21 protein-coding genes are annotated in these 17,090 nt (G+C 71.8%); 11 read left to right on the plus strand and 10 right to left on the minus strand.

Translation table 11 applies throughout. The features are described 5' to 3' along the window. Window positions 1-656: helix-turn-helix domain-containing protein (locus G3I65_RS01705; RefSeq protein ID WP_160694077.1), on the plus strand; the 656-nt coding region annotated here is incomplete at its 5' end. A gap of 89 nt (window positions 657-745) precedes the next feature. Next, entirely contained in the window at window positions 746-1,030 is a 285-nt protein-coding gene (locus tag G3I65_RS01710; protein ID WP_160694079.1) for a hypothetical protein, read from the plus strand. On the opposite strand, the gene G3I65_RS01715 is transcribed toward G3I65_RS01710, so the two are convergent. Beyond that, window positions 1,024-2,106, minus strand: a complete 1,083-nt coding sequence (locus tag G3I65_RS01715) for an aldo/keto reductase (protein ID WP_160694081.1) — start codon at window positions 2,104-2,106, stop codon at window positions 1,024-1,026. The two genes, G3I65_RS01710 and G3I65_RS01715, sit on opposite strands and share 7 nt — an antisense overlap. 116 nt (window positions 2,107-2,222) lie before the next feature. Between G3I65_RS01715 and G3I65_RS01720 the strand changes: the two genes are divergently transcribed. From G3I65_RS01720 to G3I65_RS01745, 6 genes are all read left to right on the plus strand, one after another. Next, window positions 2,223-3,116: an AraC family transcriptional regulator gene (locus G3I65_RS01720; RefSeq protein ID WP_160694083.1), complete on the plus strand. Its 894-nt coding sequence runs from the start codon at window positions 2,223-2,225 to the stop codon at window positions 3,114-3,116. A 52-nt stretch (window positions 3,117-3,168) separates the two neighbouring features. Beyond that, the gene (locus G3I65_RS01725; protein WP_160694084.1) at window positions 3,169-4,056 is read left to right on the plus strand and encodes a hypothetical protein; all 888 of its coding nucleotides are present in this window, start codon (window positions 3,169-3,171) and stop codon (window positions 4,054-4,056) included. A gap of 134 nt (window positions 4,057-4,190) precedes the next feature. Next, window positions 4,191-4,373: a hypothetical protein gene (locus G3I65_RS01730; protein WP_125313016.1), complete on the plus strand. Its 183-nt coding sequence runs from the start codon at window positions 4,191-4,193 to the stop codon at window positions 4,371-4,373. A 192-nt stretch (window positions 4,374-4,565) separates the two neighbouring features. Continuing rightward, a complete protein-coding gene (locus tag G3I65_RS01735) occupies window positions 4,566-5,111 on the plus strand; it encodes a hypothetical protein (protein WP_160694086.1) in 546 nt (181 codons plus the stop codon). 15 nt (window positions 5,112-5,126) lie between these two features. Then, a complete protein-coding gene (bcp, locus tag G3I65_RS01740) occupies window positions 5,127-5,600 on the plus strand; it encodes a thioredoxin-dependent thiol peroxidase (protein WP_160694088.1) in 474 nt (157 codons plus the stop codon). A gap of 4 nt (window positions 5,601-5,604) precedes the next feature. Further along, window positions 5,605-8,724, plus strand: a complete 3,120-nt coding sequence (locus G3I65_RS01745) for an NACHT domain-containing NTPase (RefSeq protein ID WP_160694090.1) — start codon at window positions 5,605-5,607, stop codon at window positions 8,722-8,724. On the opposite strand, the gene rdgB is transcribed toward G3I65_RS01745, so the two are convergent. The 5 genes from rdgB to G3I65_RS01770 are packed head-to-tail and all read right to left on the minus strand — an operon-like array spanning window position 8,721 to window position 12,359. Continuing rightward, window positions 8,721-9,323 carry an RdgB/HAM1 family non-canonical purine NTP pyrophosphatase gene (gene rdgB / locus G3I65_RS01750; RefSeq protein WP_160694092.1) on the minus strand — a complete coding sequence of 201 codons (603 nt, stop codon included), beginning with the start codon at window positions 9,321-9,323 and terminating at the stop codon, window positions 8,721-8,723. The two genes, G3I65_RS01745 and rdgB, sit on opposite strands and share 4 nt — an antisense overlap. After that, on the minus strand, window positions 9,320-10,096 hold the full coding sequence (gene rph / locus G3I65_RS01755; protein ID WP_160694094.1) for a ribonuclease PH: 777 nt from the start codon (window positions 10,094-10,096) through the stop codon (window positions 9,320-9,322). The genes rdgB and rph overlap by 4 nt, the downstream gene beginning before the upstream one ends. Before the next feature lie 24 nt (window positions 10,097-10,120). Beyond that, window positions 10,121-10,888, minus strand: coding sequence for an MBL fold metallo-hydrolase (locus G3I65_RS01760; RefSeq protein WP_160694096.1), 768 nt, complete (start codon window positions 10,886-10,888; stop codon window positions 10,121-10,123). 29 nt (window positions 10,889-10,917) lie between these two features. Beyond that, window positions 10,918-11,724: a glutamate racemase gene (gene murI, locus G3I65_RS01765; RefSeq protein WP_160694098.1), complete on the minus strand. Its 807-nt coding sequence runs from the start codon at window positions 11,722-11,724 to the stop codon at window positions 10,918-10,920. Beyond that, window positions 11,721-12,359 (minus strand): rhomboid family intramembrane serine protease, encoded by a 639-nt coding sequence (locus G3I65_RS01770; RefSeq protein WP_160694100.1) that lies wholly within the window; start codon window positions 12,357-12,359, stop codon window positions 11,721-11,723. Before G3I65_RS01770 ends, murI begins: the two co-directional genes overlap by 4 nt. 84 nt (window positions 12,360-12,443) lie before the next feature. Between G3I65_RS01770 and G3I65_RS01775 the strand changes: the two genes are divergently transcribed. Then, complete coding sequence (locus G3I65_RS01775) at window positions 12,444-13,304, plus strand: arylamine N-acetyltransferase (RefSeq protein ID WP_160694108.1); 861 nt, start codon at window positions 12,444-12,446, stop codon at window positions 13,302-13,304. Here G3I65_RS01775 and G3I65_RS01780 read toward each other — a convergent pair. Beyond that, a complete protein-coding gene (locus G3I65_RS01780) occupies window positions 13,262-13,978 on the minus strand; it encodes an aspartate/glutamate racemase family protein (protein ID WP_160694102.1) in 717 nt (238 codons plus the stop codon). The two genes, G3I65_RS01775 and G3I65_RS01780, sit on opposite strands and share 43 nt — an antisense overlap. 9 nt (window positions 13,979-13,987) lie before the next feature. Between G3I65_RS01780 and G3I65_RS01785 the strand changes: the two genes are divergently transcribed. Further along, window positions 13,988-14,815 carry an MBL fold metallo-hydrolase gene (locus tag G3I65_RS01785; RefSeq protein WP_160694104.1) on the plus strand — a complete coding sequence of 276 codons (828 nt, stop codon included), beginning with the start codon at window positions 13,988-13,990 and terminating at the stop codon, window positions 14,813-14,815. Window position 14,816: 1 nt separating this feature from the next. Here G3I65_RS01785 and G3I65_RS01790 read toward each other — a convergent pair whose 3' ends face one another. The 3 genes from G3I65_RS01790 to G3I65_RS01800 all read right to left on the minus strand — a co-directional run bounded on the left by G3I65_RS01790 (window position 14,817) and on the right by G3I65_RS01800 (window position 16,515). Continuing rightward, window positions 14,817-15,767, minus strand: a complete 951-nt coding sequence (locus tag G3I65_RS01790) for a PLP-dependent cysteine synthase family protein (RefSeq protein ID WP_160694106.1) — start codon at window positions 15,765-15,767, stop codon at window positions 14,817-14,819. Between the two features lie 3 nt (window positions 15,768-15,770). Then, window positions 15,771-16,043, minus strand: a complete 273-nt coding sequence (locus G3I65_RS01795) for a MoaD/ThiS family protein (RefSeq protein WP_020640924.1) — start codon at window positions 16,041-16,043, stop codon at window positions 15,771-15,773. Window positions 16,044-16,107: 64 nt separating this feature from the next. Then, a complete protein-coding gene (locus G3I65_RS01800) occupies window positions 16,108-16,515 on the minus strand; it encodes a Mov34/MPN/PAD-1 family protein (RefSeq protein WP_086864233.1) in 408 nt (135 codons plus the stop codon). A 71-nt stretch (window positions 16,516-16,586) separates the two neighbouring features. Between G3I65_RS01800 and G3I65_RS01805 the strand changes: the two genes are divergently transcribed. Continuing rightward, complete coding sequence (locus G3I65_RS01805) at window positions 16,587-16,964, plus strand: hypothetical protein (RefSeq protein WP_125313002.1); 378 nt, start codon at window positions 16,587-16,589, stop codon at window positions 16,962-16,964. The last annotated feature ends 126 nt before the right edge of the window (window positions 16,965-17,090 follow it).

A 17,090-nucleotide genomic window follows, 5' to 3' on the forward strand; every position in this document is an offset into this window, starting at 1 on the left:
GGGGTGCGCGGGTGGCGTCCCTCTGCACGGGCGCGTTCGTGCTGGCCGCCGCCGGCCTGCTGGACGGGCTGCGCGCGACCACCCACTGGGCGCACACCGACGTCCTCGCCGCCCGCTACCCGCGGGTGACCGTGGACCCGGACGTCCTCTACGTCGACAACGGCCAGGTGCTCACCTCCGCGGGCAAAGCCGCGGCGATGGACCTGTGCCTGCACCTGGTGCGCGCCGACCACGGCCCGTCGGTCGCCAACGCGGTCGCGCGGCGCCTGGTCGTCCCACCGCACCGGGCCGGCGGCCAAGCCCAGTTCGTCGCCACCCCGGTCCCCACCCGCGACGACCACCCCCTGTCCGCGCTGCTCCCGTGGATCACCGCCCGCCTCGACCGGCCGCTGACGGTCGAAGACCTGGCCCGCCAGGCGAACATGAGCTCCCGCCACCTCGGCCGCCACTTCCGCGCGGCGACCGGCACGACACCGTTGCAGTGGCTGCTCACCCAGCGGATCCGGCGCGCGCAGGAACTGCTGGAGAACACCGACAACGGCGTCGAGTCCATCGCCGAAGCGGTCGGAATGGGCACGGCGACGACGTTGCGCCGCCACTTCAACCGCGCGGTCGGCGTGCCCCCGGACACCTACCGCCGCACCTTCCGCGGTTAGAGTCCGCCATGCCGCTCGCAGGCGGCTTGCTTTCGTTCCGGCGCAACGGATTTCACCGTTCAGCCCGAGTTGTCCACACCCGGGCACCGATGTGGACAACGCCGCCGCGGCAACCCCGATCCGGCGGTTTTGTCGGCTGGGCCCGATACGCTGGACGAGGGACGCCCCCCGGGGAGGACGCCAATGGCTACCTCGCCCACGTCTTCGGCGAACTCGGCCGCACCCTGGCCGGGTTCGACGGCACCCTCGGCGAGCTGGCCCGCAAGCACGAGACACCCGGCGGGATCAACGAACAGTTCCGGACGGCGGTGCGGGACCCCGAACGGGTGCGCAAGAGCCTCAACGATGTCCTCGCCCGCGTGAAAGGTCAGTAGCGCACATCGCTTTGCAACAGTGGCGGGTACACAGTGGACGGTTCGCCGTCGACCGTCGTGCCTGCGAACTGCAGCATCGCCCGCTGGGCACCGTGCATCGGCGCCGGGTAGTCCAAAGTGGGCGCCGAGACCTCGTCCAGCGTCGCGAGCTGGGCCGGCGAGAGCGTGACCTCCAGCGCCGCGAGGTTGCCGGTCAGGTGCTCCAGCCGCCGCGCGCCGACGATCGGGACGACCGTGCCGCGCCGGGATAGCAGCCACGCCAGTGCCACCGCCGCCGACGTCGTCCCGAGTTCACCGGCGATCGCGGCGACGGCGTCGATGACGGCGAACTCCGCCTCGGACGGGCCGCCGACGTAGGCCGCGCGGGCCGAGTCGGCGACCTCGGTGCCGCGCCGGTACTTGCCCGACAGGAAGCCGTTCTTCAGCGGGCTCCACGGCGTCAGCGCGATGCCCTGGTCGAGCGCGAACGGCGCGAGTTCGCCCTCGACCGTCCGCGCCAGCAGCGAGTACTCGACCTGCAGCGCGATCAGCGGCGTCCAGCCCCGCAGCAACGCCGTCGTCTGCGCCTGCGCGGTCACCCACGCCGGAGTGTTGGAGAAGCCGACGTACCGGATCTTGCCCGCGCGCACGAGGTCGTCGAGGGTGCGCATGGTCTCTTCGATCGGGGTGTGGCGGTCCCAGTTGTGCAGCCAGTAGAGGTCGAGGTGCTCGGTCCGCAGCCGCCGGAGCGATTCGTCGAGCTGCGCGATGATCGACGCGCGGCCGGCGCCGCCGCCGTTGGGATCGCCGGGGAACATGTTGCCGAAGAACTTCGACGCCAGCACGACGTGCTCGCGACGGCCGGGGTGGGCGGCGAAGAAGTCGCCGAGGATCTTTTCGGAGTGGCCGTTGGTGTAGAAATTGGCCGTGTCGACGAAGTTTCCGCCGAGGTCGAGGTAGGTGGCGAGGATCTTCTCGGACTCTTCGACGCCGCAGCCGGCGCCACCGGGGTCCTCACCGAAGGTCATCGCGCCGAGGGCGAACGGGCTGACGCGGAGGCCGGACCGGCCGAGGGTGACGTAGTGGTCGAGTGGCACGAAACTCTCCTTGTGTGTCGGATCGGTCAATCCAGGAAATCGCGTTAACGTGGCGTTCGGTAGATCGATGCCCGCACGGCGTTGCACGATCCTCTCGACTTGGGTTTCCTGGAGAGGTGCTCACCGAGATCCGGAACCTCGTCGCCACCCACGCTCGCGAGGACCTGCGCACACCGGTACCCGGCCTTCTGTTGTCCAAAGTGGACACCAGTGAGCCGCACCACTCACTCGCCGAACCACTGTTCGTCGTCATGGCCCAGGGCGGCAAGCGGCTGCTGCTCGGCGACCGCGTCCACGAGTACCGCGCCGGGCAGTACCTGCTGGTCAGCACCGACCTGCCGGTCACCGGCCACTTCGTCGGCGCGACCCGGCGCACGCCGGCGCTCGGCCTCGGCCTGGCCCTGCGCCCGGCGGCGATCGCCCCGCTGCTGCTGGAGGCCCCGCCCGGCCGCTCGTCCCGCACCCTCCCGGCGTCCCCGATCGCGACCGGCGACGCGAGCCCCGAACTGCTCGACGCGGTGCGGCGGCTGCTGCGGCTGCTCGACCACCCGTCGGACGCGCCGGTGCTCGCGCCGCTGATCGAGCGCGAGATCCTGTGGCGCCTGCTGACCGGCCCGCACGGCGGCCTGGTGCGCCAGATCGGCCTGGCCGACAGCGGCCTGTCCCACGTCAGCCGCGCGATCCGGTGGATCAGGGACAACTACGCCGAGCCGATGCGGATCGAGGAGCTCGCCCGGCTGAGCGACCTGAGCCCGTCGGCGTTCCACCGCCACTTCCGCGCGGTCACCGCGCTGAGCCCGCTGCAGTTCCAGAAGCGCATCCGCTTGCAGGAGGCCCGTTCACTGCTCGTGGCCGACTCCAGCGACGTCGCGGGCGTGGGTCACCTGGTGGGGTACGACAGCCCGTCGCAGTTCAACCGCGAGTACCGCCGCCTGTTCGGCGCCCCACCGGGCCAGGACGCGGCCCGCCTGCGGGAGGCCGCGGCGCTCGCGGGACCGCAGCTGCCCTGAGGGCGCCGATCCGTTCAAGACCGCGCCCCCCAGCAGGTGCGACGCTGGCCGCATGCCTGTGAACCTTTCCGCCGCAGCCTCCTTCATGGCGACGCACGCCCGCCTCCTCGACCGCCGCCGCTTCGAGCTGCTGGGTGGCCAGACCGACGTCAGCGCCGTGCTGGCCGCCGTCGACGGGTACCGCAACCCCGACGGCGGCTACGGCTGGGGGCTCGAGCCGGACCTGCGGGCGCCGGAGAGCCAGCCCGGTGGCGCGCTGCACGCCTTCGAGGTCTTCGAGGACATCGCGCCCGGCACGTCGCCGCACGCGGCGAAGCTCTGTGACTGGCTGGCGTCGGTCTCGCTGCCGGACGGCGGGCTGCCCTTCGCCGTGCCCGTCGCGGACCCGGCGGGCTGCGCGCCGTTCTGGGCGCAGGCCGATCCCGCCGTCGCCACCTTGCAGAGCACCGCGTTCACCGCCAGCGTGGCCCTGCGCGTCGCCCGTCACGACCGCGCGGTCCGCGAGCACCCGTGGCTGACGGCCGCGACCCAGTACTGCTTCCGCGCCATCCGCGAACTCTCCGAGGCGCCGCACGCGATCGCGCTCTCGTTCGCCGTGCAGTTCGCCGACGCGGCCCACGACCTCCACGCCGAGGCGCCCGGCCTGCTGAAGCACCTAGCCGCGTTCGTCCCGCCCGACGGCCTGGCGCCGGTGGCCGGCGGCTCGGACGGCGAGACCCTGCGCGCGCTGGACTTCGCGCCTCTGCCCGACCGCCCGGCCCGCGCGTTGTTCAAGAACGACGTCATCGAGAACGAGCTGCGGCGGCTCGCCGGCGAACAGCGGGACGACGGCGGCTGGCGGGTGGATTTCGCGAGCTTTTCGCCCGCCGCGGAGCTCGAATGGCGGGGCTACGCGACCGTCCGGGCGGTGTCGGTGCTCCAGCGCAACGGCGTCGTCTGAAGATCTACACGAGTGACGGCGTCGTTCACTCGGCAGTGGCACGTCGTGTCACGGGCGGTAAGCGGTTACATGCCTTTCGGTGGCCGAGGCCGAACCCGTACTGTGACTCCAGGTGTCCGGGCCGGAGGTGGAACATGTCGTCGCGCAACCCGTTGGGCTGGTTCGCCCGCTGGGCGGACTGGTTCGAGGAACGCGGCGTGTACGTGCCGGGCGAAGAGAGCCGCGCGGTCGACCCGATCCGGGATTTCGGCTGGCTGATGGCCGCGTGGGTGGCCGGCGTGGCGATCTTCATCCTGCTGTTCGCGCTCGCCGTTTAAGTGGCATGTCGGCAGTGATTGTCACGAGCGGTGCCGTTCCGGTCACGGATTGGCCACGGGGTGGCACCAGGTGCGCGACAACCCCCGGTCGCGCCTCGTAACCACGCGCGATCACGGCCAGAGTGGAGCGGGTTCGCCCGGCAATCCCCCGTTGCCGACGGCACCCCCGACCCGCCGACTGGAGTACCCGCGATGGCGCTCGCGCGCACGTGCAAGATCATGTTCACCTCAGGACTGCTCGGCCTGGCGGTGGCGTGCGGGGTCCCTTCGACGCAAGGCGGTACCGCGGCGCTGGGCGCCGCCGGCTCCCCGGCGGGTGCCGGCGCCTCGGCCTCCCAGGCGGGCAACGACCTCAAGTTCGGCGCCGACCACCGGTTCGCCAGCGGCCTCACCCTCTCGGTCGGCTCCCCGAAGTCGTTCCGCCCCAGCTCGTCGGCGTACCCGCAGAGCCCGCGCGGCGCGGCGTTCGACGTCCAGCTCACGAACGAGGGCGCGACGACCTACAAGCTGTCGGGTCTCACGGTCACCGCGACGGCGTCGGGCACCGCGGTCAAGCAGATCGTGGACACGACGCAGGGCTTCACCGGCATCACCGACGCGGGCAAGGACGTGCTGCCGGGGCGGTCGGTGCACATCACGCTGGCGTTCGCGGTCCCGCGCGAGCAGGTGCAGCTGCGGCTGCAGCTCCGCCCGAGCGCGACCGAACCCGCAGCGGTCACCTACTGCGGCCCCGCGTGACGTTACGCTCGGCCCATGACCGAGCGTCTTTCCCCGGGTGACGAAGCCCCGGACTTCACCCTGCCCGACAGCGAGGGCAACGACGTCTCCCTGCGCGACTTCCGCGGCGAGTCCGTGGTCGTCTACTTCTACCCGGCGGCGAGCACCCCGGGCTGCACGAAGCAGGCCTGCGACTTCCGCGACAACCTGGCCCAGCTGAACGACGCCGGCTACCGCGTGATCGGCATTTCCCCGGACACGCAGGCGAAACTGGCGAAGTTCGCGGAAAACGAGAAGCTGACGTTCCCGATCCTGGGCGACCCGGAGAAGTCGGTCATCGAGGCGTGGGCGGCGTACGGCGAGAAGAAGAACTACGGGAAGACGTACCTGGGCGTGATCCGGTCGACGTTCGTGGTCGACGCCGAGGGCAAGATCGCGCACGCCTGGTACAACGTCCGGGCGGCCGGCCACGTGGCGAAGCTGATCCGCGACCTCGGCCTCGCCTCCTGACGCGTTGACGAGCCTGGAGGGGCCGGCGCTCAAGCTGGGCGGCCAGATCGCCTCCGCGGCCGCCAAGTCGTGGCTGCGGCGGCGGAAGGCGGGCTTCGAACGCTCCGCCGACCTGGCCGATCTGGCGGCAGGCGAGCTGAAGGGACCGCTGGAGCGGCGGAAGCTGGAAAACCTCGTCCGGACGATCGGCACGCAGGTGGCCGAGCAGCTGGAGGAGGTCCTCGCCGACCGGTTCTCGGCCTTGCCACAGAACGAGATCGACGCCGCCTTCCTGGCCGTCGAAGACACCCTGACCAGCGCGGACCTGTCCGATGAGGCCTTCCTGGCCGTGGACGCAGATCCCGAGCAGCTGGCCAGGAGGCTCCGGGGTGACCTGGCCCGCGAGCGGCTGCTCGCCCCGCAGGCGGCCGCGCTGTACGAGCTGGCGCTGGACCTGTCGTGCCGCCACCTCGTGCAGGTGGTCCGCCACCTGCCGTCCTTCCAGCCTCGCGCGCTGGCCGAGGTGCTCGGCCGGCTGAGCCGCCAGAGCGACCAGCTCGACGAGCTGCTGGCCCGGGTGCCGAAGACGAGTCTCGCGGCCCCCGAGGGCGTCGACCACGACGCCGAGTTCGAAGCGGCGTACCTGCGCCTGCTCGCCCGCGACCTCGACCGGCTGGAACTGCTCGGCCTGACCATGGACGACCAGCCGGCGCTGCCGCTGACGGTCGCCTACCTGAGCTTGAGCGTCTCCCCCGAAGGCGAACCGCGCCGGGCGGACCGGCGCACGGACGAGCTGTGGTTCGAGAAGCGCCGCGACCGCGCGGGCAGCGCGAACATGCGGGTCGAGACGGCGTTGAGCGGCGCCACCCGCGTCCTGGTGCGCGGCGAGGCCGGCTCGGGCAAGACGACGCTGCTGGACTGGCTGGCGGTGACGGCGGCCCGCGGCCGGTTCATCGGCAAGCTCGCGGGCTGGAACGGCCGGGTCCCGTTCCCCATCAGGCTGCGCAGCTTCGCCGCGGAGCCGTTGCCGCGGCCGGAGGACTTCCTCGCCCACATCGCGCCGATGCAGGCCCCACCGGACAGCTGGGCCCGCCGGGTGCTCGAAAGCGGCCGCGCGATGGTCCTGGTCGACGGCGTCGACGAGGTGGGGACCGGGCACCGCCGTGAGGTGAAGTCGTGGCTGCGCAAGCTGTCGACGGCGTTCCCGGACACCCTGATCGTGGTGACCTCCCGCACGGCGGCGGCCGACCGGCGCTGGCTGGCGCAGGAGGGTTTCGGCTGCGTCCTGCTGGAGCCGATGAACGCGGCCGACATCGACGCGCTGGTGACCCGCTGGCACAAGGCGGCCGCGGCCGGCGGCACGGTCCGCCCGGGCACCGACGTCCCCGCGGTCCAGCGGCGGCTGCTGAACCAGCTCGACAGCCGGCCGCACCTGCGGACGCTGGCCGCGAGCCCGCTGCTGTGCGCGATGTTGTGCGCGCTGAACCTGGCACAACGCTCGGAGCTGCCGCGGGACCGGATGGACCTGTACCGCAAGGCGTTGTCGATGCTGCTGCACCTGCGCGACGCGGAGCGGCGGATCGACGTGATCCTCACCGAGTCCCAGAAGGAAGTCCTGCTCGGCGACCTGGCGTGGCGGCTTTCGCTGGCGTCGAAGGTGGAACTGCCGAAGGAGCGGGTGCTGGCCCACCTCACCCGCCGCCTGCCCTCGCTCCCGCACGTCGACCACTCGCCGTCGGAAGTCCTGGACCACTTGCTGGAACGCAGCGGCGTGCTGCGCGAGCCGGTCCGGGACCGGGTCGACTTCGTGCACCGGACGTTCCAGGAGTGCTTGGCCGCCAACGAAGCCACCGAACAGGACCACCTGGAGACGTTGGTCGCGAAGGCTCATCTGGACACGTGGTGGGAGACGTTCGTGATGGCGTGCGGCCACGCGAAGCACCATCAAGCCGGGACGCTGCTGACCGGGATCCTGGACCGGGCGGACGAGGAACCCCGCCATGCCCGGCACTTGCGCCTGCTGGCGGCGGCGTCCTTGGAGACGGTGAGCAACGCGTCCCCGGACGTCATCGCGCGGGTCGAGGCGGTGATCCGGGAGCAGCTGGTGCCGCCGCGCAGCCTGCGGGAGACGCAGTCACTGGCGTCGATCGGGCACCGCGTGCTGCGGTACCTGCCCAAGACGCTCGACGGCCTCTCGGACGCGGTCGCGGCGGCCACGGTCCGGGCCGCGGCGCTCACCGCGGGAGCCGAGGCGCTGACCCTGTTGCACGCCTACGCCCAGGACCCCCGCCGGGCGGTGCAGGAACAGCTGACCGTGGCGTGGCAGTACTTCGACCCGGAACGCTTCGCCGTCGACGTCCTCGCCGATTCCCCGTTGGCCGACGGAGAGGCGACCGTCCGGAGCGCGCGGCTCCTCCCGCACCTGCACCGGTTGCGGAACCTGACCCGGGCGAAGGTCAAGCTGTCCCGAGCGGACGAGCTGAGCGACCTCGGCGTGCTCGACGGCCTGCCGCACCTGGGCCACGTCCGGTTGTGCTTCGACGGCGAGACGATCGTCGACCTCGCCCCGCTGCGCGAGCACCCCGCGATCACGTCCCTCTCGTTGAACTTCGCCCGCGGGTACACCAACGTCCAGCACCTGAAGCACCTCGACCGGCTGGTTTTCCTGGCCCTGACCGGAAACACGCCGTGGCGGAACCTCGACGACTTCGCCGAACTGACGGATCTCGACTTCCTGGCGGTCGATCAGCTGCAGGAGGTCGAAACGCTGGATCCGCTGTGCGCGCTGGAAAACCTGAACACGCTCTTCCTCCGCGGCATCCAGCCTGACGCACTGGCCGCCTCGCAACCCATTGCGGCACCGAACCACGTCGTCGTGTTCGGCCAGCCGGGGATCTCAGCGAACCAGGTGGCCGGCGCGCGGTTCGCCGCGTGCTTCCCCAGCGCCACCAGCTTCTTCTTCAGCGAAGTGGAGGTCGACGACCTCCGGCCGCTCGCCACCCCGCGGTTGCGCAAGCTCACGCTCGACGCCCTCACTTCGCCGGTCGACCTGAGCCCGCTGGCCGACCTCGACGTGACCGTCCAGGCGACCGAGACCGAGCTCCTCGGCACGGAGAAGCTCGGCCCCGGCGTCAAACTGATCTAAGCCAGGTCGCGCAACGCCGGCAGTAGCGCCCGCAAGGCCCGTCCCCGGTGGGAAAGCGCGTCCTTCTCCGCCGGTTCCATCTCCGCCGATGTCCGCGATTCGCCGTCCGGCTGGAAGATCGGGTCGTACCCGAACCCGTTAGCACCCCGACGGGCGCGCACGAGCGAGCCACGCCACTCGCCGCGGACCACGGTCTCCTCGCCCGACGCCAGCACCAACGCCGCCGCGCAGACGAACTGGGCGCCGCGGCGCTCGTCCGGGACGTCCCCGAGCTGCCCCAGCACCAGATCCAGGTTCGCCTCGTCGTCCCCGTGCCGACCCGACCACCGAGCCGACAAGACCCCGGGCATCCCGTTCAACGCGTCGACCGCGAGCCCCGAGTCGTCCGCGATGGCGGGCAGCCCGGTAGCCGCAACCGCATCCCTGGCCTTCGCGACAGCATTGCCCTCGAAGTCCGGCGCCGTCTCGGGGGCCTCGGGAAAGTCGGGCACATCGGCGAGACCGAGCACCTCGATGCCGGAAATCCCTTCGGCGGAAAGGATCCGCCGGAGCTCGCCCAGCTTCTTCGCGTTCCGCGTGGCCAGAAGCAGCTTCGTCACTTCGACCCCTTCTTCTTGTCCGGCCGGGGTTCCGGCAGCTCACCCGGGTACGGCAGCGCCAGCGCCTCGTTCTGCAGCCGGGTCAGCTCTTCGCACCCCGCGAGGGCGATGTCCAGCATCTTGTCCAAAGTGGACCGGGCGAAGGTCGCGCCCTCGCCGGTGCCCTGGACCTCGATCAGCGTGCCCGCGTCCGTCGCGACGACGTTCATGTCGACCTCGGCGCGCGAATCCTCCTCGTACGGCAGGTCCAGCCGGACCCGGCCGTCGACCACACCCACGCTCACCGCGGCCACCGAAGAGGACAGCGGCTGCGGGTCGTTGAGGCGGTTCGCCGCGCCCAGCCACGTGATCGCGTCCGCCAGCGCCACGTAACCACCGGTCACCGCCGCGGTGCGGGTGCCGCCGTCGGCCTGGATGACGTCGCAGTCGATGACGATCGTGTTCTCGCCCAGCGCCGCCAGGTCGATGCAGGCGCGCAGCGAACGGCCGATCAGCCGCGAAATCTCGTGCGTGCGGCCGCCGATCCGGCCCTTCACCGACTCGCGGTCACCGCGGGTGTTGGTCGCGGACGGCAGCATCGCGTACTCGGCCGTCACCCAGCCGAGGCCGGAGCCGGCCCGCCAGCGCGGGACGCCTTCGGTGACGCTCGCCGCGCACAGCACCCGCGTGTTGCCGAATTCGATCAGCACCGAACCCGCCGGCCACTGCTGGAACCCCCGGGTGATCTTGATGTCACGGAGCTGGTCGTCGTTCCTGCCATCTTTTCGAGCCACGGGAGCACTCTAGGACCGCGCCGCTCACACGTCGTAGACGGCACCCTGCTTGACGACCTCGGCTCCGGCGAACTCGGCCGAGGCTTCCGCGAGAACCGCGCCCGCGTCGGTCCACGGCGCGATGTGCGTCAGCAGCAGCCGGCCGACCCCGGCGTCGCGGGCCAGCTCGCCGGCCTGCTTGCCGGACAGGTGCACGCCCGGCGGCCGCTCCGCCGAATCCGTCCAGGACGCCTCCGCGAGCAGCAGGTCGACGCCGTCGGCGAGTTCGTTCAGCGCCGCGCACGGGCCGGTGTCGCCGGTGAACGCCAGGATCCGGCCACCGTAGGAGATCCGGAGGCCGTACGCCGGGGTCGGGTGGGCGACCTCGACCGCGACGACGTCGAACGGCCCGATCCGGAACGGCTCCGGCCGCAGCGGGCGGAAGGCGTAGACGTCCGAAAGGTCGGTGACGGCCCGCTCGGTCTCGTTGGGCGCGTACGCGTTCGCCAGCCGCGTGGGCGCGTCCGGTGGCGCGTACAGCGGCAGCAGGCGCGGCCGCGCGGGGTACGGCGGCGCCGGGTGGTAGCGCCGCAGGACGGTGAGCGCGCTGACGTCGGCGCAGTGGTCGGGGTGCAGGTGGGTGAGCACGAGCGCGTCGAGGTCGAACGGGTCGGCCACGGCCTGCAGCTGCGCCAGCGTGCCGTTGCCGAGTTCGAGGCCGAGCAGGAAGCCCTCGGCCTCGACCAGGTAACCGGACGCGGCCGCGTTCGGCCCGGGGATGCTGCCGGAGCACCCGAGGATGGTCAGTCGCACCTCGACACCCTAAGCGCCCGCCGCGCCGATCACGCGGTGGTGGGAGCGAGGACACCCGGAGCGAAGCCCATGAACCGCTGGGCCAGCCGGGCGAACGGCTCGGCCGAACCGGTGGCCACGAACTCGTGCCGCGGCGGGGTGTCCCGGGTGGTCAGCAGGTCGAGCTCGGTGAGCACGCGGACGAGGTCCTTCGCGGTCTCCTCGGCACTCGAAACCAGCGTCACCTCCTGGCCCATCACGATCTGCAGCACGCCCTGCAGCAGCGGGTAGTGCGTGCAGCCGAGCACGAGCGTGTCGACCTGCGCGTCGAGCAGCGGCTGCAGGTAGCCCTGCGCGAGCCCGAGCACCTGGCGGCCGGAGGTGATGCCGCGTTCGACGAAGTCCACGAACCGCGGGCAGGCGACACTGGTGAGCGTGACGTCGGGCGCCGCGGCGAACGCGTCCTCGTAGGCCCGCGACCGCACGGTGCCCTCGGTGCCGATGACGCCGACGCGCCGGGTGTGCGTCGCGACGACGGCGCGGCGCGCGGCGGGCAGCACGACCTCGATCACGGGGACGTCGTAGCGCTCGCGGGCGTCGCGCAGGCAGGCGGCGGACGCGGTGTTGCAGGCGATGACCAAGGCCTTCACGCCGCTCTCGACGAGTTCGTCGAGCGCCGCGAGCGCGTAGCTGCGCGCGGTGGCGATCGGGAGCGGGCCGTACGGGTTGTGCGCCGTGTCGCCGACGTAGCGGAGCTGCTCGGCGGGGAGCTGCTCGAGGATCGCCCTCGCGACCGTCAGCCCGCCGACGCCGGAATCGAACACGCCGACCGGGGCATCAGCGGGCGGAGACGTCACACGTCGAGGTTACCTGCCGCGGCCGGAGCCGCCTTGCCCGACCGGCGGCTCGTCAGCCACGCCGCCAGTACCCCGGCCAGCGCGCCGAACAGGTGGCCCTGCCAGGAGACGCCGGGGTTGCCCGGCAGCAGCCCGGCCAGCATGCCGCTCCACACGCCGAGCAGGACGACGGCGACGAGGATCTGCCCGGCCGCGCGGTTGAAGATGCCGCGGACCAGCAGGTAGGCGAGCCAGCCGAAGGCCAGCCCGGAGGCGCCGACGGTGACCGCGTTGGCCGGCCCGATCAGCCACACGCCGAGCCCGGACACCACCCAGATGATGGCCGTGACCAGCGCGAACCGGCCGATCCCCGCGGCCATCGCGAGGAAGGAGAACAGCAGCACGGGCACGGTGTTGGCGAACAGGTGCGACCAGCCGGCGTGCAGCACCGGCGCGAACAGCACGCCGTCCAGCCCGGAGAGCTCGCGGGAATGGATGCCGCCCTGGTCCAGGTCGCCGGGCAGGATCACGTCCACCAGCTCGACCAGGTAGAGCAGCAGGGTGAACGACAGCGCGACGAGCGCGGCCGCCTTCGGTCGCGGCGGCAGCACGCGCTTGGCGGCGTCGGTTTCCGGGGCAGGGATCGGTGTGCTCACGTTTTCGAGGCTACGTCCGGGCCGGGCGCCCGCGCCTCGGGTGAAATCCCTGATCCGGCGGTTTTGTCGGTGGTCGCCGCTAGCGTGGCCGGCATGGACGTCACCGGTTACCTCGCGCGGCTCGGCCTCGAAGCCGAGCCGCCGAGCCTCGCCGCCCTGCGGCGGCTGCACGCGGCGCACGTCGAACGCGTGCCCTACGAAGCGCTGGAGGTCCAGCTCGGGCGGCCGACCCCGCTCGACCCTTCGGCGTCGCTGGCGCGGATCCTGCGGGGCCGCGGCGGGTACTGCTACCACCTCAACGGCGCCTTCTCGGCGTTGCTGCACGCGCTCGGCTACCAGGTCACGCGGCACATCGGCGGGGTGCAGGGCGGCCCGGAGGACGCGCCGAACGTCGACCGCAACCACCTGGCGCTGACCGTCACCGGGCTGCCGGACGCCCTGGAGACGGCCTGGCTGGTCGACGTGGGGCTCGGCGACGGCCCGCACGAACCGCTCCCCCTCCGGGAAGGCACCTACGTGCAGGGCCCGAACACCTACCGGCTGCGGCCGTCGGAGGTGGCGCCGGGCGGCTGGCGGTTCGAGCACGACCCCTCGGGCAGCTTCACCGGCATGGACTTCGCGCCCGGCGTCGCGGAGATGGCCGACTTCGCCGAGAAGCACGCCTGGCTGTCGAGCGCCCCCGAGTCCGGGTTCGTGCGGGTCTGCGTGGTGCAACGGCGGGACGCGGCGGGCGCCGACACCCTGCGCGCGCTGACGCTGAACCGCCACGGCGCGAAGGAGCTGATCGAGTCACCCGGCGACTGGTGGGCGGCCGCCGGGGACGTGTTCGGCATCGCCGCGGCGCTGTTCACCGAGGAAGAACGCGCACGGCTGTGGCGGCAGTGCGTCGCCCAGCACGAGGCTCACGTCGGCGGCACGGGCAGCGAGGTGGTGCCCAGCGCGTAGTCCACCGCCGCTTCGGCGTGCAGGCGGGTCGTCGGGAAGGTCGGCACCGGGGAGTCCTCGGGGCCGACCAGCAGCTCGATCTCCGTGCAGCCGTAGATGACGCCTTCGGCACCGGCCTCGGCGAGCCGCGCGATCACCCCGCGGTAGGCCTCGCGGGAGGCGGGCTCGACGACGCCGAGCACCAGCTCGTCGTAGATCACCCGGTGCACGAGCTCGCGGTCTTCGGCGGGCGGCACGAGCACGTCGAGGCCGTGCGCAGCGAGGCGGTCGCGGTAGAAGGGCTGTCCCATGGTGAACCCGGTGCCGAGCAGGCCGACGCGGCGGATCCCGGCGGCCTTCACGGCCGTGGCCGTCGCGTCGCCGAGGTGCAGCAGCGGGATGCCGAGGCCGTCTTCGAGCCGGTCGGCGACCTTGTGCATGGTGTTGGTGCAGAGCACGACGAAGTCCGCTCCGGCCGCTTCGAGGGCCTTGGCGGCACGGTTCAGCTCCGCGCCGGCGTCGTCCCAGCGGCCGCCGGCCTGCATGCGCTCGATCGCGGCGAAGTCGACGGAGTAGAGGACGGTGTGCGCCGAGTGGAACCCGCCGCGCACGGCTTTCACCCGTTCGTTGACGAGCCGGTAGTACTCGGCGGAAGATTCCCAGCTCATCCCGCCGAGCAGCCCGATGACCTTCATAGTGACAGCATGCCCGAACTGCGCACGGCGTTCGCCGGAGTCTCGAACGTGCTGGTCAGCGACGGTACGTCGGCCGTGCTGGTCGACGGCTTCTTCTCGCGGCCGTCCCCGCTGAAGCTGGCGACGCGGGTGGCGCCGGACCGCGGCCGGATCGGCGAGGCCCTGCGCCGGCTCGGCGTCACGGCACTGGACGCCGTCCTGGTCGCGCATTCGCACGTGGACCACGCCCTGGACGCCCCGGTGGTGGCGAAGCTGACCGGCGCCACGTTGGCCGGCTCGCCGTCGACGCGCAAGATCCAGGAGGGCTACGACCTGGCGGCCGAGCCGTTCGAGGAGCTGGTCCCCGGCAAGCCCGTGGAGTTCGGCTCGTTCACCGTCACTCCCGTCGACGCCCGCCACAGCGACGGCGACCGGGTGCCCGGCGAGATCACCGAGCCGGTCCGGCTGCCGGCGAAGGCCAAGGCGTTCAAGACCGGGCGGTGCTACTCGTTCCACATCGCCCACCCGGCGGGCAGCGTCCTGGTCCACGCGTCGGCGAACTTCGTGCCGGGCGCGCTGGCCGGCCACGCCGCGGACGTCGTCTACCTCGGTATCGGCGCGGCGGGGAAGAAGACCGAACGGTGGCGCGAAGAGTACTGGCGGGAGACCGTCGGCGCGGTCGGCGCCCGGACCGTCCGGCCGGTGCACTGGGACGCCTTCTGGCGGCCGCTCAGCAAGCCGCTCAAGCTGCTGCCGAAGGTCTTCGACGACCTGGACACGACGATGGCCACCTTCGAGCGGCTGGCCGAGGCCGACGGCGTCGGCCTCGGCCTGCCCGAACTCTGGAAAGCGGAGTAGCTCAGGCCCAGAGCTGCCCGTCGAGCCGCTCCGCCGCTTCGTCGAGCGAACCGGCGTACGCCCCCGTCGACAGGTACTTCCACCCGGCGTCGGCCACGACGAAGGCGACGTCGGCCGTCTCGCCGCGCGCCGCGGCCTTCTCGGCGACGGCCAGCGCCGCGTGCAGCACCGCGCCGGTCGAGATGCCCGCGAAGATGCCTTCGTGCTCCAGCAGCTCACGCGTGCGGCGCAGCGCGTCGTACGCGCCGACCGAGTACCGCCCGTTCAGCACGCTGGGGTCGTACAGCTCCGGCACGAACCCCTCGTCGAGGTTGCGCAGGCCGTACACCAGCTCGCCGTAGCGCGGCTCGGCGGCGATGATCTGGACCTCCGGCTTGGCCTCGTGCAGGTACCGCCCGACGCCGACCAGCGTGCCGGTCGTGCCGAGGCCGCCGACGAAGTGCGTCAGCGTCGGCAGGTCCTTGAGCAGCTCGGGACCGGTGCCGCGGTAGTGCGCGTCGGCGTTGGCCGGGTTGCCGTACTGGTAGAGCATGACCCAGTCCGGGTTGGCCTCGGCCAGTTCCTTCGCCCGCCGGACGGCCTCGTTCGAGCCGCCCGCGGCCGGCGAGAAGACGATCCGCGCGCCGTAGGCCTGCAGCAGCTGCTTGCGCTCGGTCGAGGTGTTCTCCGGCATGACGCAGACCAGCCCGTAGCCCTTGAGCTTGGCGGCCATGGCCAGCGCGATGCCGGTGTTGCCCGACGTCGGCTCCAGGATCGTGGAGCCGCGCCGCAGCTTGCCCTCGCGCTCGGCGGCTTCGATCATGGCCAGCGCGGGGCGGTCCTTGATCGAGCCGGTCGGGTTGCGGTCCTCCAGCTTCGCCCAGAGGCGCACGTCGTGCGTCGGGGAGAGCCGGGGCAGCCCGACCAGCGGGGTGCCGCCGAGCGCGTCGAGCAGGGACTCGAAGCGAGCCATCGATCAGCCACCGGCCACGGCGGGGAGGATGGTCAGGGTGTCGCCGTCCTTGACCTCGGCCTCGAGGCCACCGGAGAAGCGCACGTCCTCGTCGTTGACGTAGACGTTGATGAAGCGGTGCAGCTTCTCCTCCTTGACCAGGCGCGCCTTGATGCCGGCGTGCCGGGACTCGACGTCGTCGATGATCTCGAGCACGGTCGCGCCCTTCGCCTCGACGGACTTCTCGCCGCCGGTGTGGGTGCGCAGGATCGTCGGGATGGAGACGGTCACGGCCATGGGTTCTTACCTCCGGTGGTTTCCTAGACGCAGACGCACTCGGCGCGGCGCTTTATTCCGGTCGTCAGTCGATGATCTCGACCGGCTCCTCGGTGATCTCGGCGTCCACGATCCGGTACGACCGGAACTCGTGCACTTCGGGGTCGCGGGTGGAGACGAGCACGTAGTGCGCGTCCGGCTCGGCCGCGATGTTCGCGTCGGTCCGCGACGGGTACGCCTCGGTCGCGGTGTGCGAGTGGTAGATGACCACCGGCGCCTCGTCGTTCGCGTCCAGCTCGCGGTAGAGCTTCAGCAGGTCGGCGGAGTCGAATTCGTAGAACGTCGGCGAGCGGGCCGCGTTCAGCATGGGGATGAACCGCTCGGGCGAATCGGACCCCTCGGGCCCGGCGATCACGCCGCACGCCTCGTCGGGGTGGTCACGACGGGCGTGGGCGACGATCTCGTCGACGAGTTCACGGCGAATCCGGAGCACATCGACATCTTAGGTCGTGGACACAAGCGATCCATATCTTGAGATGCTGTGCTGGAGAGCACACTGGGGTCATGCCGATGCCGTCGATCGCCCGCGAGCGCTGCCGGAAGTTCCTCCGGGACGGCGAGCGGATCCAGTACCTCATCCCCGGAATCTCGCTGTACGTCAACGGCGTCCGCACGCGCGCCGCCTTCTTCGTCGTGGTCACCGACCGCAGCATCACCATCCTCTACGGCGGCCGCTTCCGGCGCTACACGCCGAAGGCCGTCTACGACCGGCTCCCGCGGCGCACCGAGATCGGCCCGGTCGAGGTCCACCCGTCACTCGGCCCGGTACTCACCGTCGCCGAACTGCACCTGGAGATCGACGAGGAGTACGTCAGTGCCGTCCGCGCGGCCAACCTCGAAGGTGCCCACGACCTGCCGCCGGACCCCCTCCCCGACCTCTGACTCAGCCGAACGCCTCCGGCCACACGTCCCGGTAGGCCGGCACCCCGCCCGCGGCCGTCGCCGCCAGCAGGCCGCGCACCATCGCCCGCGCGAACACCCGCGCCGCCGCCGAGCACAGCGCGTCCA

The sequence above is a fragment of the Amycolatopsis sp. SID8362 genome (assembly GCF_010550475.1).
GTDB classification, from domain to species: Bacteria; Actinomycetota; Actinomycetes; order Mycobacteriales; family Pseudonocardiaceae; genus Amycolatopsis; species Amycolatopsis eburnea.

Coding starts and splice junctions, on each gene's coding strand:
- G3I65_RS01710 (WP_160694079.1), top strand. CDS start 746: ATGTGGACAACGCCGCCGCGGCAACCCCGATCCGGCGGTTTTGTCGGC.
- G3I65_RS01725 (WP_160694084.1), top strand. CDS start 3,169: ATGCCTGTGAACCTTTCCGCCGCAGCCTCCTTCATGGCGACGCACGCC.
- G3I65_RS01730 (WP_125313016.1), top strand. CDS start 4,191: ATGTCGTCGCGCAACCCGTTGGGCTGGTTCGCCCGCTGGGCGGACTGG.
- G3I65_RS01735 (WP_160694086.1), top strand. CDS start 4,566: ATGGCGCTCGCGCGCACGTGCAAGATCATGTTCACCTCAGGACTGCTC.
- bcp (WP_160694088.1), top strand. CDS start 5,127: ATGACCGAGCGTCTTTCCCCGGGTGACGAAGCCCCGGACTTCACCCTG.
- G3I65_RS01780 (WP_160694102.1), bottom strand. CDS start 13,978: ATGAAGGTCATCGGGCTGCTCGGCGGGATGAGCTGGGAATCTTCCGCC.
- G3I65_RS01785 (WP_160694104.1), top strand. CDS start 13,988: ATGCCCGAACTGCGCACGGCGTTCGCCGGAGTCTCGAACGTGCTGGTC.
- G3I65_RS01790 (WP_160694106.1), bottom strand. CDS start 15,767: ATGGCTCGCTTCGAGTCCCTGCTCGACGCGCTCGGCGGCACCCCGCTG.
- G3I65_RS01795 (WP_020640924.1), bottom strand. CDS start 16,043: ATGGCCGTGACCGTCTCCATCCCGACGATCCTGCGCACCCACACCGGC.
- G3I65_RS01805 (WP_125313002.1), top strand. CDS start 16,587: ATGCCGATGCCGTCGATCGCCCGCGAGCGCTGCCGGAAGTTCCTCCGG.